Genomic DNA, 14336 nt, shown 5'->3' on the forward strand with positions numbered 1-14336 from the left:
TCAGCGGCGCTTGCCGGCCTGCGCCTTCCGGACGAAGGTCATGATGAGGACCGTCACGAGCAGCAGGAACGCCACGATCGGTGCGATGTACACCGTTGTCCCCACCGCGGGCCAGACTCCCGCCGCGAAGTCGTCGTGCTTCATCCCCGTGGCCGAGCCGATCATGATCGCCACGAAGCACAGCACCGACAGGACGAGCAGACCCAGGGACATGAACGCCAGGATCCGGTCGATGCGGCGCACCGGAAGGTCGGCGGATCGATCCGGGGTGCGAGGAGTGGTGGGCGACATCGGTGACAGCCTACTGCGTCGGACGGCAGACGTGCCGACGACGGCGGGCGGGGGATGTGCCTCGTCCGTCGGACGGCGGACACCGCGGCCAGGCGTGGCGCCCGATGGTCCCGGCGGGGCGTGGCGTAGGCTGGTATCGGGCCATCCGGCCCTTCTTTCATGGCGCCCGCCCGCGGGCACGATCAGCGAGGTTCAGATGCCCACCGGCAAGGTCAGGTTCTACGACGACGAGAAGGGTTTCGGCTTCATCACCACCGATGACGGCCAGGACGTCTTCCTGCACGCCACGGCCCTTCCGGCGGGGACGGTCGTGAAGACCGGGACGCGTCTGGAGTTCGGCGTCGCCGACGGCAAGCGCGGGCTGCAGGCGCTCGCCGTGCGGGTGCTCGACGCTCCCGTCAGTCTCGCCAAGCGCAACCGCCCGAAGCCGGACGACATGGCGATCATCGTCGAGGACGTCGTGAAGCTCCTCGACAAGGTGGGCGGCGACCTCCGTCGCGGCCACTACCCGAACGGTGGCCAGGCCTCCAAGGTCGCGGCGATCCTGCGCAAGGTGGCCGATGACCTCGACGCCTGACGCCGACGCGCGTCTGCTCGAGGCCCACGACCTCGCCCTCGCGGCGCTGCACGAGATCACGCCGGCCGCCACGGTCGGCGCACCCGCCGGCTACACGCTCGAGGACGACGGCGTCGTCTCGCTACGCTTCGCCACGACGATGGAGGGCTACCCGGGCTGGTTCTGGACGGTGAGCCTCGCCGCCGTCGAGGGCGCCGAACCGACCGTGCTCGAGGCCGAACTGCTGCCGGGCGAGGGCGCTCTGCTGGCCCCCGAGTGGGTGCCGTGGGCGGTGCGTCTGGCCGACTATCAGGCGGCGCAGGCCGCCCTCGCGGCCGACGAGGCCGACGCCTTGGACGAGGACGGCGAGGATCTCGACGACGCGGACGAGGATGACCGGGACGAGATCGACGACCTCGACGATCTGGATGCGGCGGACTTCGACGAGGACGGATCGCCGATCCTGCATGCGGGCGACGTCGACGGCGTCGACATCGACGTGCTCGACGAGTCGGCGGACGACGAGGACGAGGACGACGCTCCCGAGGGTCTCGAGGACGAGAGCGACGACCTCGACGCTGACGACGACGACGCTGACGACGACGAAGACGAGGACGACGAGGGCCTCGACGACGACGATCTCAACGACGCACCCGAGCGCGGTTCGGACGGCGACGTCGCAGCAGACGCCTCCGACCGCAACGCCGAGGACTGACCCCCGACGTCCCGGATCGACGCCCTGGATCGGGAGCGCCCGGCACGGCCGGCGCTCCCGATCCGGCGGGTGATCAGCCGCGCTGGTGGTCGATCGTGTACTCGATGCACTTGACGAGCTGACGCACGTCGTCGGGGTCGATCGACACGAACGTCGCGACGCGCAGCTGGTTGCGGCCGAGCTTGCGGTACGGCTCGGTGTCGACGATGTCGTTCGAGCGCAGGCTGGCGGCGACGGCCGCGGCATCCACCGTCTCGTCGAAGTCGATCGTGACGACGACCGGCGAGCGGTCGGCCGGGTCGGCGACGAACGGCGTCGCGTACGGCACGGACTCGGCCCAGTCGTAGAGCACGGAGGAGGACTCCGCCGTGCGGGAGGACGCCCACCCGAGTCCGCCGTGCCGGTTGATCCACTCGAGCTGCTTGTCGAGGAGGAACAACGTCGCGACCGCCGGGGTGTTCAGGGTCTGGTTGAGGCGCGAGTTGTCCAGCGCGTTCTTCAGGCTCAGGAACTCCGGGATGTAGCGGTCCGAGGCGGCGATCCGCTCGATCCGCTCGATCGCGGCGGGGGAGACCGCGGCGAACCACAGACCGCCGTCGGAGCCGAGGTTCTTCTGCGGCGAGAAGTAGTAGACGTCCGCCTCGGAGATGCGCAGGTTGATGCCGCCCGCGGCGCTCGTCGCGTCGATGACGGTCAGGGCGCCCTCGTCGCCGCGGACGCGGGTGACCGGTGCCGCGACGCCGGTCGAGGTCTCGTTGTGGGGCCATGCGTAGACGTCCACGCCCTCGACGACCTCGGCGACGGTGCTCGTGCCCGGAGCGGACGTGCGCACATCGGGCGCCTCGAGCCAGGGGGCGGCGGCCGCGGCCGCGAACTTGCCGCCGAACTCGCCGAACACGAGGTTCTGCGCGCGACGCTCGATCAGACCGAAGGCGGCGGCGTCCCAGAACGCCGACGCGCCGCCGTTGCCGGTGATGATCTCGTAGCCGTCAGGCAGGCGCAGCAGGTCGCTGAGGCCCATGCGGACCTGTCCGACCAGGTTCTTGATCGGGGCCTGCCGGTGCGAGGTGCCCATCAGCACCGAGCCGGGGCCGGCGAGCGCCGACAGCTGCTCGGGACGGACCTTCGACGGTCCACAGCCGAAACGGCCGTCGGTGGGCAGGATCTCGCGGGGAAGGGTCACGTGGGCCATGCCCTGATTCTAGGGCGGCGGGGCGGCGCGTCCCGTGCCGGGGCCGGGTCAAACCCCGCGGGCGCGTCTCGAGGGGGCTCGAACGGATAGGCTGGACGCTCATCCCCCACCGGCGCACCGAGGCTGACATGACCGATCTGATCGACACCACCGAGATGTACCTGCGCACCGTCCTCGAACTCGAGGAAGAGGGCATCGTGCCCCTGCGCGCGCGCATCTCCGAGCGCCTCGGCCACTCCGGTCCGACGGTGTCGCAGACGGTCGGACGGATGGAGCGCGACGGTCTGGTCGTCGTGACGGATGACCGGTCGCTGGCTTTGACCGAGGCCGGGCGGCAGAAGGCGGTCGACGTCATGCGCAAGCACCGTCTCGCCGAGCGTCTGCTGAGCGATGTCATCGGCCTCGACTGGGCGTACGTGCACGACGAGGCCTGCCGCTGGGAGCACGTCATGAGCGAGCTCGTCGAGCGCCGTCTGATCGAGCTGCTCGGGCATCCGACCGAGTCGCCCTACGGCAACCCGATCCCGGGGCTCGACCAGCTGGGGGATGCCCCCGCGCACACGTTCGACGACGGCGTCGTCGGGCTCGTCCGACAGCTGAACGAGACGGGCGGACCGCTGACGGCGACCGTGCGCCGCCTCGCCGAGCCGGTCCAGGTCGACCCGGAGCTGCTGACGCAGCTGCGCGACGCGGGCGTCGTCCCCGGCGCCGCCGGCGACTTCCGGTTCAACGAGGGCTACGTCCTGGTGCAGATGGACGGCGCCGACGAGGGGCTCGAGCTGCCCGTCGAGGTCGCCTCGCACATCTTCCTCGTGGACGCGGCGCCGCGCGTCTGACGCCGCGTGCGGCATCCCGTTCCTGGACGTCCGGTGAGAGACGCCTGGGTGCGTCGAGCTGTGCGTGACATATTCGTTACCTTCCGGTAGCCTCGAAAAGTCCCAGTGGCGAGAAGCCCGCCACGGACCGCCGCTCGGATTGCCTCACCGGTTCGTCGTTCGCGTGGTGAAGCCCGTACATCTGTGCCCGACACCGAGTGCCGACGAGCCAGTGCATCTCCCTCCCGAGGGGACCTGCGCGGAGGCGCCGGAGGACAATTGGCTGAAACGTTCGACCCGTCGCCCGAGACACCCGAGTCCGAGCCGACGAAGATCGCTCTGCGGAGCCGTGCACGACGCCTCGTGACGCCCCGCTCCGCGGCGATGGCCCCCACCCGTCAGACGCGCGCTCAGCGCCGCGCCGCCGGCAAGCCGCACCCGATGCGCAGCTTCCTCACCGTCGCCGCCGTGGCCGGTCTGGTCGCGACCGTGGCCGTGCCCGCGGCGGTCACCGCCGCCGGCACCGTGCCCGCCGAGGCTGCGGTGACCACGATGCAGCAGGTGGCGGCCGACAACGCACAGTCGCTGGTCGTCGCCTCGGAGGCGAGCCCCGCGGCCCTCGCGCGCGGCTCCTACTCGGCGACGACGCCGGAGGAGATCCAGGCCAAGAAGGACGAGGAGGCCGCGAAGGCCGCCGCGGCCGCCCGCATCGCCGCCGCCGCCTCGAGCTCCGGGTCCGGGTCGTCCTACTCGGGCTCGCTCGCCGACGCGATCGCCCCCGCCGGGTCCGTGGTCCGTCCGCTCCCGTACTTCGACCACTTCGGAGAGCCGTACGCCGGCCACAAGGGCACCGACTACATGGTCGGCCGGGGCACCCCGATCTATGCGATCGCCGACGGCGTCGTCGTCTCCTCCGACGAGGACGGCCCGGGCTGGGGCGTCTACATCAAGATCGCGCACAACATCGGCGGCCAGAGCGTCACCTCCCTGTACGCGCACATGCTCTACGGCTCGCGCCGCGTGACCGTGGGCGAGACCGTCCGGGCCGGCCAGCTCATCGGCCAGGTCAGCGACACCGGTCGGGCTTTCGGCACGCACCTGCACCTGGAGATCTACGTCAACGGCTCGTGGATCTACGCCGAGGACTTCCTGGCGGCGAACGTCCGCTGACGCGTCTCGCGTCGCCGGTGCCCGCCCGCTGTGGGCCCGGCGACACGCGGCATCCGTTCACCGGGTTTTCGCCTCGGCTTCTCCCTGCTGTATTACTCTGAACCCGACGCTCGCAGAAGCCGAGGGGGAGTCGATGGACACAGCAGGAGACCGCATCCGCACCATGGATGCCCTCTGCCGGAACACCTCCGGTCGCTACGTCCTTCGGCATCGGGTGCACGACTGCCGCGGTGTCCGCGGTGAGATCAAGGCGCTGTCTTCATGACAGCGCCTTTTTTCGTGCCCGGATCCTGCTCGACCCCTGCGATGTCGCACCGAAGAGGCCGCTGAAGCCGTCACGGCCGTTCGAGAGGACAATCGCATGCGCACCCTGGTACTCAATGCCGGATACGAACCCCTGGCCGTCGTGTCGTTCAAGCGAGCGCTCGTGCTCGTCATGAACGAGAAGGCCACCGTCATCGAACGGATCGATGAGAGCCCCGTCTGGGGCGTCCGCGGTCAGGTCGATCGTCCGGCCGTCATCGTGCTGACCCGCTATGTGCGGGTCCCCGGTGGCCGTCGGGTGCCGGTCACCCGTCGGGGGGTGCTGCGCCGGGACGGGCACCGCTGCGCCTACTGCGGCAAGGGGGCGACCACGATCGACCACGTGCTGCCGCGCTCGCGCGGCGGGGCGGATTCGTGGGAGAACCTCGTCGCCGCGTGCCTGCGCTGTAACAACGTGAAGGGCGACCGCACGCCGCAGGAGATGAACTGGGAGCTGCGGTGGGTGCCGCAGCCTCCGCGGGGCACCCAGTGGACCGTGCGCGGCACGGAGCGCTCCGACCCCGCCTGGGAGCCCTACCTCTCCCTCGCCGCCTGACCCGCCGCTGACGTCCCGGGGCGTGACGCCTCGGGTGCGAGACCGCACGAACGCGCGCTTTTCGGGCGTGAAGCGTGACATCCGGGCGGTCTCGCGGGTCGGGGTGCGTGTCGGAGGGCGAGGTTATCTTCGATCTCAACGGATTGAGACATTAGAACGAAAGTCCTAATCTGTTGAAGTGAGGTCGATCGTGGGGAACGTCGCCGTTGCGGATGTCGCAGGCACCGTGAGCTCCCTGCGCGCGCAGCTCGCGCAGATGCAGGGGCGTCGCGTCGATGCACCCGTGCTGCCCGTTCCGCCCGCCCTCGCCGCGCTCCTGCCCGGCGGCGGCCTGCGCCCGGGGGCCGCGTACGCGCTCGGGCGATCGTCGTCGCTCCTGTTCTCCCTGTTCGCCCGCCCCTCGCAAGAGGGCTCGTGGTGCGCCGCCGTCGGTATGCCGCACCTGGGCGCCGAGGCCGCCCGCGCCGCCGGGGTCGACCTGTCGCGGCTGGTCCTGGTGCCCGATCCGGGGGAGCGCTGGCTCGCCGTGACCTCCACCATCGCCGACGTGCTGCCCGTCGTGGCGGTGCGCCCGCCCGCCCGCGCCAAGGACGGCGACATCGCCCGGCTCGCCGCCCGCATGCGCGAGCGCGACACGGTGCTGCTCGTGCAGGGCACCTGGCCGCAGACCGAGGCCATGATCGACGTCGGCGATCCGTCCTGGACGGGCCTCGGCGACGGATGGGGCCTCCTCGCGGAGCGCGAGCTCACCGTCACCGTGACCAGTCGTCGCTTCCCGTCGCCGCGGACCGCACGGGTGCTGCTGCCCGATGCCGGCGGCTCCGTCGCGGATGCCTCGCCCCGCCGCATCCCCGCGGGCGGCCCGGTTCCCCTGGCCCGGGCGGTGTGAGCATGGATCCCCGACCCTCGGCGTCCGACGCGCCGCCTCGGAGCCTCGTCCTGTGGGTGCCGGACTGGCCCATCGTGGCGCTCGCGCGCGACGGCGATGACCCGCTCGACCCCGCCGAGGCGATCGCCGTCTTCGCGAAGGGCGCGGTCGTCGCCTGCTCCCCGGCCGCCCGGGCCGAGGGGGTCCGGCGCGGCCAGCGCCGCCGGGACGCCCAGGCGCGCTGTCCGCACCTCGTCGTGGTGGCGGACGACCCGGTGCGCGACCACCGGGCGTTCGCCCCTCTGATCGCGGCCGTCGAAGAGACGGCCCCCGGAGTGCAGCTGATCCACCCGGGGCTGTGCGCCCTGCAGGCCAAGGGCCCGGCGCGCTACTACGGCGGGGAGGCGGCCGCGGCCACCGTGCTCTCCGGGGTCGTGGCGGCGCTCGGCGTGGACGACGTGCGGGTGGGCGTCGGCGACGGAGCGTTCACCGCGGAGCAGGCGGCGCGCGTCGGGACGACCGCCGCCGACCCGGTGCGCATCGTCCCCGAGGGGTCCGCGGCGTCTTTCCTGGCACCGCTGTCGGTCGCGGTGCTGGACGGCGAGACCCCGGGGATCTCGGGCCTGTTCGCCCGGCTCGGGGTCCAACGACTGGGCGAGGTCGCCGAGCTCGGCGTCGACCGGCTGACGGAGCGCTTCGGGGCGAGGGGCACGCGCCTGCACGCCCTCGTCACGGGGAGCGACCCCCGGCGCGTGACGGCACGCGTGCCGCCGCCGGAGCTGCACCGGGAGGTCGTGTTCGAGCCGCCCGTCGCGCTGGCCGATCAGATCGCGTTCGGCCTGCGGATCCCCGCGGAGGAGTTCACGGTGCGTCTGGGCGCCCAGGGGCTCGTCTGCACGGAGCTGCGTGTCGTGCTGACCGGGGAGCACGGCGATCGCAGCGACCGCGTGTGGCTGCACCCGGGCGCCTTCGACGCGGGGACGATCGTCGACCGGGTGCGCTGGCAGCTCGCCGAGCAGGCTCCGGCCGCGGGTCGCGGCCCCGGCCGCCCCGCCGGAGGGCTCCGCAGCGCCGTCACGAGCGTGCGGATCGAGCCGGAGGGCGTGGATGCCGCCGCCCACCACACCGCGCGCCTGTTCGGATCGGGGCCGGAGGAGCGCGTGCACCACGCCCTGTCGCGGGTGCAGGCCATGCTCGGGCACCGGGGCGTCCTGATGCCCGAGATCGGCGGCGGGCGCTGGCTCGCGGAGCGGCAGCAGTGGATGCCCTGGGGGGATGCCCGTGCGGACGACGCCGCGGCCGACCGGCCGTGGCCGGGGTCGCTGCCGGGGCCTCTTCCGGCGAGCGTCTTCCCCCGGGCGCTGAGCGTCGCCGTGCTCGACGGCGACGGGGACATGGTCGCCGTGGACGCCCGGGGCGAGGTGACCGCCGAGCCGGTGTGGCTCGTGACGCCGGGCGCCTCCGGGCCAGGGCAGCGCCGCGGCATCCGGCATTGGGCGGGGCCCTGGCCCGTCATCGAGCGCGGGTGGGATCCCGAGCGGGCGCGGTGGGCGCACCGCTTCCAGATCGTCGACCACACGCAGGGCGCGTGGCTGCTCGTATGCGAGGACGGCGCCTGGCAGGCGGAGGGGGTGTACGACTGATGGGGTTCAACAATCCGTCGGTGCCCTGGTCGGAGATGGAACGCCTGCTCAGCAGCCGCTCCGCGGAGCCCGACGGCGGTGACGGCCCGGCGTTCTCGCGCAAGCGCGGCCCGTACCGGGCTCCGAAGATCGAGCGCCCCGACGACGCGGTGCCCTACGCCGAGCTGCACGCCCACTCGTCGTACTCGTTCCTCGACGGCGCCTCCTCGCCCGAGGAGCTCGCCGAGGAGGCCGAGCGCCTGGGGCTGCATGCCCTCGCCGTCACCGACCACGACGGCTTCTACGGGATCGTCCGCTTCGCCGAGGCGGCCGAGCATCTCGCGCTGGCCACCGTCTACGGCGCCGAGCTCTCGCTCGCGCGCGCGCCCGACGCGGCCCTCGCCGGCGTCGCGCCCCTCGCCGGCGCCGCGCCCGCCCGCTCCGGCGCCGCCGATCCCGACGCCGAGCACCTGCTCGTCCTCGCCCGCGGGGAGGAGGGATACCACCGCCTCGCCGCGGCGATCACGCACGCCCAGCTCGCCGGCGGTGAGAAGGGACGCCCCCGCTACGACCTCGCCGCGCTCGCCGAACGAGCGGAGGGGCACTGGGCGATCCTCACCGGGTGTCGCAAGGGCGCCGTGCGACGAGCGCTCGCGGCCGGGGGAGCGGTCGCCGCGGGCCGCGCGCTCGACCGGCTCGTGGGACTGTTCGGCGCGGACGCCGTGAACGTCGAGCTCATCGACCACGGCGGACCGGCCGACACGAGGGACAACGACGTGCTCGCCGCGCTCGCCGCGGAGCGGGGTCTGCCGGTCGTCGCGACCAACAACGTCCACTACGCGGCGCCCGAGCGGGTGCATCTGGCCGCGGCGATCGCCGCCGTCCGCGCGAACCGGGGCCTCGACGAGCTCGACGGATGGCTGCCCTCGCACGCGAGCGCGCATCTGCGCTCCGGGGCCGAGATGGAGCGTCGCTTCCGCCGCTACCCGGGTGCCGTGGCGCGCACCGTCGTCCTCGCCGACGAGCTCGCCTTCCCCCTCCGGCGCGCGAAGCCGGCGCTGCCGAAGCTGCCCGTCCCGGAGGGGCACACGCCGATGTCGTGGCTGCGGCACCTCGTGTGGGACGCCGTGCCGCAGAAGTACCCCGATCTCGACGACGACGGCCGGGCCCGCATCGAGAAGGAGCTCGGCGTCATCGAGCAGAAAGACTTCCCGGGGTACTTCCTCATCGTCCACGGCATCGTCGCCGAGGCGCGGCGCCGGGGCATCCTGTGCCAGGGGCGGGGTTCCGCGGCCAACAGCGCCGTCTGCTACCTGCTGAACATCACCGCGATCGACTCGATCTTCTACAACCTGCCGTTCGAGCGCTTCCTCTCCGCGATGCGCGAGGAGGAGCCCGACATCGACGTCGACTTCGACTCCGACCGGCGCGAGGAGATCATCCAGTGGGTGTTCGACACCTACGGGCGCGACCGCGCCGCGCAGGTCGCGAACGTCATCCAGTACCGGCCGAAGAACGCGGTGCGCGACATGGCGAAGGCGCTCGGGCACTCTCCCGGGCAGCAGGATGCCTGGTCGAAGCAGGTCGAGCGCTGGGACGGTCCGGTGCCGGGCAGCCACGACATCCCCGACCGGGTGCTGGAGTACGCGGGAGCGCTCATGAAGGCGCCGCGGCACCTGGGCATCCATTCCGGCGGCATGGTGCTCACCGAGCGCCCCGTCGGCGAGGTCGTGCCCATCGAGCACGCCCGCATGGACAAGCGCACCGTCATCCAGTGGGACAAGGACGACGCCGCCTGGATGGGGCTCGTGAAGTTCGACCTGCTGGGGCTCGGGATGCTCGCCGCGTTGCAGTACTGCTTCGACCTCATCGCCGCCTCGACGGGGGAGCGGTGGACGCTCGAGACGATCCCCAAGGAGGAGGCGGCCGTCTACGACATGCTGTGCCGGGCGGATTCGATCGGGGTGTTCCAGGTCGAGTCGCGCGCGCAGATGGGTCTGCTGCCGCGTCTGCAGCCGCGGCGGTTCTACGACCTGGTGATCGAGATCGCCCTGATCCGCCCGGGGCCGATCCAGGGCGGCGCGGTGCACCCGTACGTCCGGCGCAAGGTGCAGGGCGAGACCGTGACCTACGTGCACGACAAGCTGATCCCGGTGCTGGAGCGCACGCTCGGGATCCCGATCTTCCAGGAGCAGCTCATGCAGATGGGCATGGCCGTGGGGGACCTCACCGGCGAGGACGCCGACGTGCTCCGCCGGGCGATGGGGTCCAAGCGCGGGATCGAGCGGATCGAGTCGGTCAAGGCCAAGCTCTACGCGGGGATGGCCCGCAACGGGCTGGTCGGAGAGGTCGCCGACGACATCTACGCGAAGATCCAGGCGTTCGCGAACTTCGGCTTCGCCGAGAGCCACTCCCTCTCGTTCGCCCTGCTCGTCTACGCGTCGTCGTGGCTCAAGCTGCACTATCCCGCGGCGTTCCTCGCGGCCCTGCTGCGCGCGCAGCCGATGGGGTTCTACTCTCCGGCTACCCTCACCGCCGATGCGCGGCGTCACGGGGCGGTCGTCCGGCGCCCCGACATCCACGCGTCCGGGGTGGATGCCGGGCTCGAGCCGGTGACGGCGGAGGCCACGGATGCCGCCGGCGTCTCGGATGTCGCGGATGCCACAGGTGCCACCGGGCCCACGGGGCGACCCTCGTGCGCGCATCCCCGTCAGCCTCCGGTCGCCCCGTTCGACGCCGCCGCCCCCGACGAGTCCGCCGCCCACCGGCGCGACGGCGGGTTCGCCGTGCGGCTGGGGCTCGCCGCGGTCACCGGGGTGGGTGCGGCCCTCGCCGAGCGCATCGTCGCCACGCGCGACGCCGACGGGCGCTTCCTCGACCTGCGCGACCTCGTACGTCGCACAGGCGCCACCGCCGCCCAGGTGGAGGCGCTCTCGACGGCGGGGGCGTTCGAGAGCATGGGCATCACGCGGCGCGAGGGCATCTGGCTGGCGGGGGACGCCGCCCAGGATCTGCCGCAGTTCCTCCCCGGATCTCTCGTCGCCGTGCAGCCGCCGCTGTTCGCCGATCAGACGGCGTACGACGTGCTCGCGGCCGACCTCTGGGCCACCGGGATCTCGACCGACGACCATCCGCTCGCCCACTACCGCGCGCCGCTGGATGCCCGGGGCGTCCTCAGCTCCCGCGAGATGCGCGCGCACGAGGTCGGACGGCGGATCGAGGTCGCGGGGCTGGTCACTCACCGGCAGCGGCCGGCGACGGCATCCGGCATCACCTTCCTGAACCTCGAGGACGAGCACGGGCTCGTCAACGTCATCTGCTCGAAAGGCGTATGGGACAGGTATCGGCGGGTGCTGCGCGACTCACCCGCGCTCATCGCCCGCGGCATCCTGGAGCGCTCGCCCGAGGGCGTGACGAACCTCGTCGCCGATGCCTTCGAGGACCTGCGCATCGGTGTGCGTCATCGATCGAGGGACTTCCAGTGAGCGGGCTGCGCACGGGCGGCCTGTCCCCGAGCCGACGGTGCGAGGCCCGCGACCCGGTCAGCGGCCGGCGTGCTGCTCCGTCTTCGCGAGCTGGTCGTGGAGGTCGTCGGGGGAGAGCGCCGCCTCACGGAACTCCGCGGTCAGAGGCAGGCGCAGGTGCAGGTCGGTGCACAGACACAGCTCGACGGTGCCCTCCTCGAGGGTGAAGTCGAGCACGTGGCCGCCGTGGGTGTGGTCGTCGTCGATGAAGTGCGCGTGGCACCCGGGCACACCGATGCCCTGCTCGTACAGCGGGGTGCGGAAGGCGACGATGGTGCCGGGCACGTCGTCGAACTGCAGCACGGCGTCGTCGTCGGTCGCCTCCGTCATGGGACGGTACGGCTTCTCCTGACGGGTGACCGTGCGCGCCGTCACCTGGCGGAAGCGGCCCGTGATCCGCAGCGCGTACATGTAGTTCGCCGACGCCGTGATCGCGTCGATGGCGGCGCCCGCTTCGGCCCGCGTCGCCCCCGGGGGCAAGGTGCGGGTGACGGTCGGGACGAAGTCGGTGACGACCGCGTACGGCGTCGCCGCATCGAGGGGTGCGACCGAGGCCGTGCCGTCGCCGCGCAGGCGGTACGCGACGCCGTCGATGACGACCATCTCGCCGTCGAGGGCGTTGAAGGTGCCGATGCCGAAGTCGCCGTGCATGAGCAGCTCGTCGACGGTCATGTCGTCCTCATAGATGCCGTCGAGGAGAGCGGCCATGAGGCTCGTCTGGAAGAGGGAGTGGCGCTGGACGGGGGTCACGTCCGGTCCTTTCGGGTCGAGGTGAGGGTCGGGGTCGAGGTTCGGGTTCTGGTCTCGCAGGTTCCTGGCCTGGCAGGGGCGGGGCCGGTGGCCGCCGCGTCAGAGCAGCACGTCGGCGAGCAGGTCGCCCCCGAGCCGGCGGAGGTTGTCGCGATAGTCGACGGGGACGTCGATGACCGACGGGCCGGGCTCGGCGAGGGCGGCGGCGATCGTCGGCACGAGATCGTCGATGCGGGTGACGCGGTGGCCGTGTGCTCCGAACGACTCGGCGAAGGCGACGACGTCGTAGGCGCCGAGCTCGACGGCGGCGGTGCGCCCGTACTTCTCGACCTGCTGGAAGGCGACCATGTCGTAGGCGGAGTCGTTGAACACGATGTGGGTGAAGTCCGCCCCGACCCGCACGGCGGTCTCCAGCTCAACGGCGGAGTACAGGAATCCGCCGTCGCCCGACACGGACACCACCGGGTCGCCCGCCTCGGCGAGGCTCGCCGCGATCGCCCAGGGAAGGGCGACGCCGAGCGTCTGCTGCCCGTTGGAGAACATCAGCGAGCGCGGCCGGTAGGTGCGGAAGTGCCGCGCCATGTAGAGGTAGTTCGAGCCCACGTCGCACAGCACGCTGGCCTCGTCGGGAAGGGCGGCGCGGATGCCCGCCACGACCGCGACCGGGTCGAGACCGAACGCGTCGTCGTGGTCCGGGTCGCCCACGTCGGTGTTGTCGGCCAGGCGCGTCCGCTCGCGGGCGACGATCCGGGCCGTGTCGGCGTCCGGCTCGGGCATGCCGCCGGCCGCCGTCACCGCGCGGGTGAGGTCCTCGAGCGTCGTCGCGAGATCGCCGACCAGTTCCACGGTCGGGCGGTAGTCGTTGTCGATGTCGGCGGCGATCGTGTCGAGGTGGACGATGCGCCGGCTGCCGCCGATGTTCCACTCCGCGGGGACGAACTCGACGGGGTCGTAGCCGAGGGTGAGGACGAGATCGGCGTGGTGCAGCAGCACGTCGCCGGGCTGGTTGCGTGCGAAGCCCACGCGGCCGAGATAGTGGTGCTCGAGCTCTCGCGAGACGATGCCCGCGGCCTGGAAGGTCTCCACGACGGGGAGCCCCGTGGCCCGCAGGAGCGCGTGCAGCGCCTCCACGGTGCGCGGGGCGCCGCTGCGCGACCCGGCGAGGATCACTGGGAAGCGTGCCGAACGCAGCAGATCTGCGGCGCGGTCGACGGATGCCGTGGCGGCCGGGCCCGCGATCGCCGGCACGATCGGGTCGCGGAATCCGATGCCGGTCGTCGCGGTCGACACGTCGTAGGGGAGGACGACGGCCGCGGCGCCCCGGGGCTCGCGCGTCGCGGCGCGGAACGCGTTCACGACCGCCTCGGCGACGTTGTCGGCTGCGGTGACTTCGCACGCCGAGACGGTCACGGTCTGCAGCATGCCCACGGCATCCATCGCCTGGTGGGTCCGCTTGAGGTGCTGCGTGCGCGACACGGCTCCGCAGATCGCGACGACGGGGTCGCCCTCGGTCGTCGCCGTCAGCAGCCCCGTGGCCAGGTTCGCCGTTCCGGGTCCGCTCGTGACGAGCACGACGCCCGGGATGCCGGTGAGTCGCCCGATCGCGGCGGCCATGAACACGGCGTTCTGCTCCGTGCGGCAGGTGATCAGCTGGGGCGCCCCCGAGACGCCCTGCACCGCGGCGAGCGCATCGAAGACGGGGTCGATCTTCGCCCCGGGAACGCCGAACACCCAGCGCACGCCGTGGGCGCGCAGCACCTCGACCACGCGATCGGCCGCGCGGACGGTGCGGGGGCCCGCGAAGGCGTCGGTCAGGGCCGGTGCGGCCTCGTCGGTCGGGGCTGTGGCGGCCTCGTCGGCCGGTGCGGGAAGGACGGTGGGGAAGGCCGGTGCCGTGCTCATGCCTCCATGCTCCGCCCGCTCGTGCGGCGGAGGAAGACGGCGATCGCGATGCGACCGATCTGATCCCGCGAT

General features: G+C 72.4%; 12 protein-coding genes. 8 read left to right on the top strand and 4 right to left on the bottom strand.

Annotated features, from left to right (window positions below; all coding sequences use genetic code 11):
* Positions 1–291, bottom strand: a complete 291-nt coding sequence (locus WFI00_RS08725) for a multidrug ABC transporter ATPase (RefSeq protein WP_336631641.1) — start codon at positions 289–291, stop codon at positions 1–3.
* Between the two features lie 196 nt (positions 292–487).
* Between WFI00_RS08725 and WFI00_RS08730 the strand changes: the two genes are divergently transcribed.
* Positions 488–868 (top strand): cold-shock protein, encoded by a 381-nt coding sequence (locus tag WFI00_RS08730; protein WP_336631640.1) that lies wholly within the window; start codon positions 488–490, stop codon positions 866–868.
* Entirely contained in the window at positions 852–1562 is a 711-nt protein-coding gene (locus WFI00_RS08735) for a DUF3027 domain-containing protein (protein ID WP_336631639.1), read from the top strand. The genes WFI00_RS08730 and WFI00_RS08735 overlap by 17 nt, the downstream gene beginning before the upstream one ends.
* Positions 1563–1635: 73 nt before the next feature.
* Here the strand turns inward: WFI00_RS08735 and serC are convergent, their stop codons facing one another.
* The gene (serC, locus tag WFI00_RS08740) at positions 1636–2754 is read right to left on the bottom strand and encodes a phosphoserine transaminase (RefSeq protein WP_336631638.1); all 1119 of its coding nucleotides are present in this window, start codon (positions 2752–2754) and stop codon (positions 1636–1638) included.
* Between the two features lie 128 nt (positions 2755–2882).
* Here serC and WFI00_RS08745 point away from each other — a divergent pair, with 128 nt between their 5' ends.
* From WFI00_RS08745 to WFI00_RS08770, 6 genes are all read left to right on the top strand, one after another.
* Positions 2883–3590 carry a metal-dependent transcriptional regulator gene (locus tag WFI00_RS08745; RefSeq protein WP_336631637.1) on the top strand — a complete coding sequence of 236 codons (708 nt, stop codon included), beginning with the start codon at positions 2883–2885 and terminating at the stop codon, positions 3588–3590.
* 258 nt (positions 3591–3848) lie between these two features.
* Positions 3849–4739, top strand: coding sequence for a M23 family metallopeptidase (locus tag WFI00_RS08750; protein WP_336631636.1), 891 nt, complete (start codon positions 3849–3851; stop codon positions 4737–4739).
* A gap of 361 nt (positions 4740–5100) precedes the next feature.
* A complete protein-coding gene (locus WFI00_RS08755) occupies positions 5101–5598 on the top strand; it encodes an HNH endonuclease (RefSeq protein ID WP_336631635.1) in 498 nt (165 codons plus the stop codon).
* A 178-nt stretch (positions 5599–5776) separates the two neighbouring features.
* Positions 5777–6487 (top strand): hypothetical protein, encoded by a 711-nt coding sequence (locus WFI00_RS08760; protein WP_336631634.1) that lies wholly within the window; start codon positions 5777–5779, stop codon positions 6485–6487.
* A 2-nt stretch (positions 6488–6489) separates the two neighbouring features.
* Positions 6490–8109 carry a DNA polymerase Y family protein gene (locus tag WFI00_RS08765; RefSeq protein WP_336631633.1) on the top strand — a complete coding sequence of 540 codons (1620 nt, stop codon included), beginning with the start codon at positions 6490–6492 and terminating at the stop codon, positions 8107–8109.
* Positions 8109–11573, top strand: a complete 3465-nt coding sequence (locus tag WFI00_RS08770; protein WP_336631632.1) for an error-prone DNA polymerase — start codon at positions 8109–8111, stop codon at positions 11571–11573. The genes WFI00_RS08765 and WFI00_RS08770 overlap by 1 nt, the downstream gene beginning before the upstream one ends.
* A 57-nt stretch (positions 11574–11630) precedes the next feature.
* On the opposite strand, the gene budA is transcribed toward WFI00_RS08770, so the two are convergent.
* Positions 11631–12362, bottom strand: a complete 732-nt coding sequence (gene budA / locus WFI00_RS08775) for an acetolactate decarboxylase (RefSeq protein ID WP_336631631.1) — start codon at positions 12360–12362, stop codon at positions 11631–11633.
* 99 nt (positions 12363–12461) lie between these two features.
* The gene (gene alsS / locus WFI00_RS08780) at positions 12462–14264 is read right to left on the bottom strand and encodes an acetolactate synthase AlsS (protein WP_336631630.1); all 1803 of its coding nucleotides are present in this window, start codon (positions 14262–14264) and stop codon (positions 12462–12464) included.
* Between the last annotated feature and the right edge of the window lie 72 nt (positions 14265–14336).

The organism is Microbacterium sp. MMO-56 (assembly GCF_037146215.1).
Classification (GTDB): domain Bacteria; phylum Actinomycetota; class Actinomycetes; order Actinomycetales; family Microbacteriaceae; genus Microbacterium.

Coding starts and splice junctions, on each gene's coding strand:
- WFI00_RS08725 (WP_336631641.1), bottom strand. CDS start 291: ATGTCGCCCACCACTCCTCGCACCCCGGATCGATCCGCCGACCTTCCG.
- WFI00_RS08730 (WP_336631640.1), top strand. CDS start 488: ATGCCCACCGGCAAGGTCAGGTTCTACGACGACGAGAAGGGTTTCGGC.
- WFI00_RS08735 (WP_336631639.1), top strand. CDS start 852: ATGACCTCGACGCCTGACGCCGACGCGCGTCTGCTCGAGGCCCACGAC.
- serC (WP_336631638.1), bottom strand. CDS start 2,754: ATGGCCCACGTGACCCTTCCCCGCGAGATCCTGCCCACCGACGGCCGT.
- WFI00_RS08745 (WP_336631637.1), top strand. CDS start 2,883: ATGACCGATCTGATCGACACCACCGAGATGTACCTGCGCACCGTCCTC.
- WFI00_RS08755 (WP_336631635.1), top strand. CDS start 5,101: ATGCGCACCCTGGTACTCAATGCCGGATACGAACCCCTGGCCGTCGTG.
- WFI00_RS08765 (WP_336631633.1), top strand. CDS start 6,490: ATGGATCCCCGACCCTCGGCGTCCGACGCGCCGCCTCGGAGCCTCGTC.
- WFI00_RS08770 (WP_336631632.1), top strand. CDS start 8,109: ATGGGGTTCAACAATCCGTCGGTGCCCTGGTCGGAGATGGAACGCCTG.
- alsS (WP_336631630.1), bottom strand. CDS start 14,264: ATGAGCACGGCACCGGCCTTCCCCACCGTCCTTCCCGCACCGGCCGAC.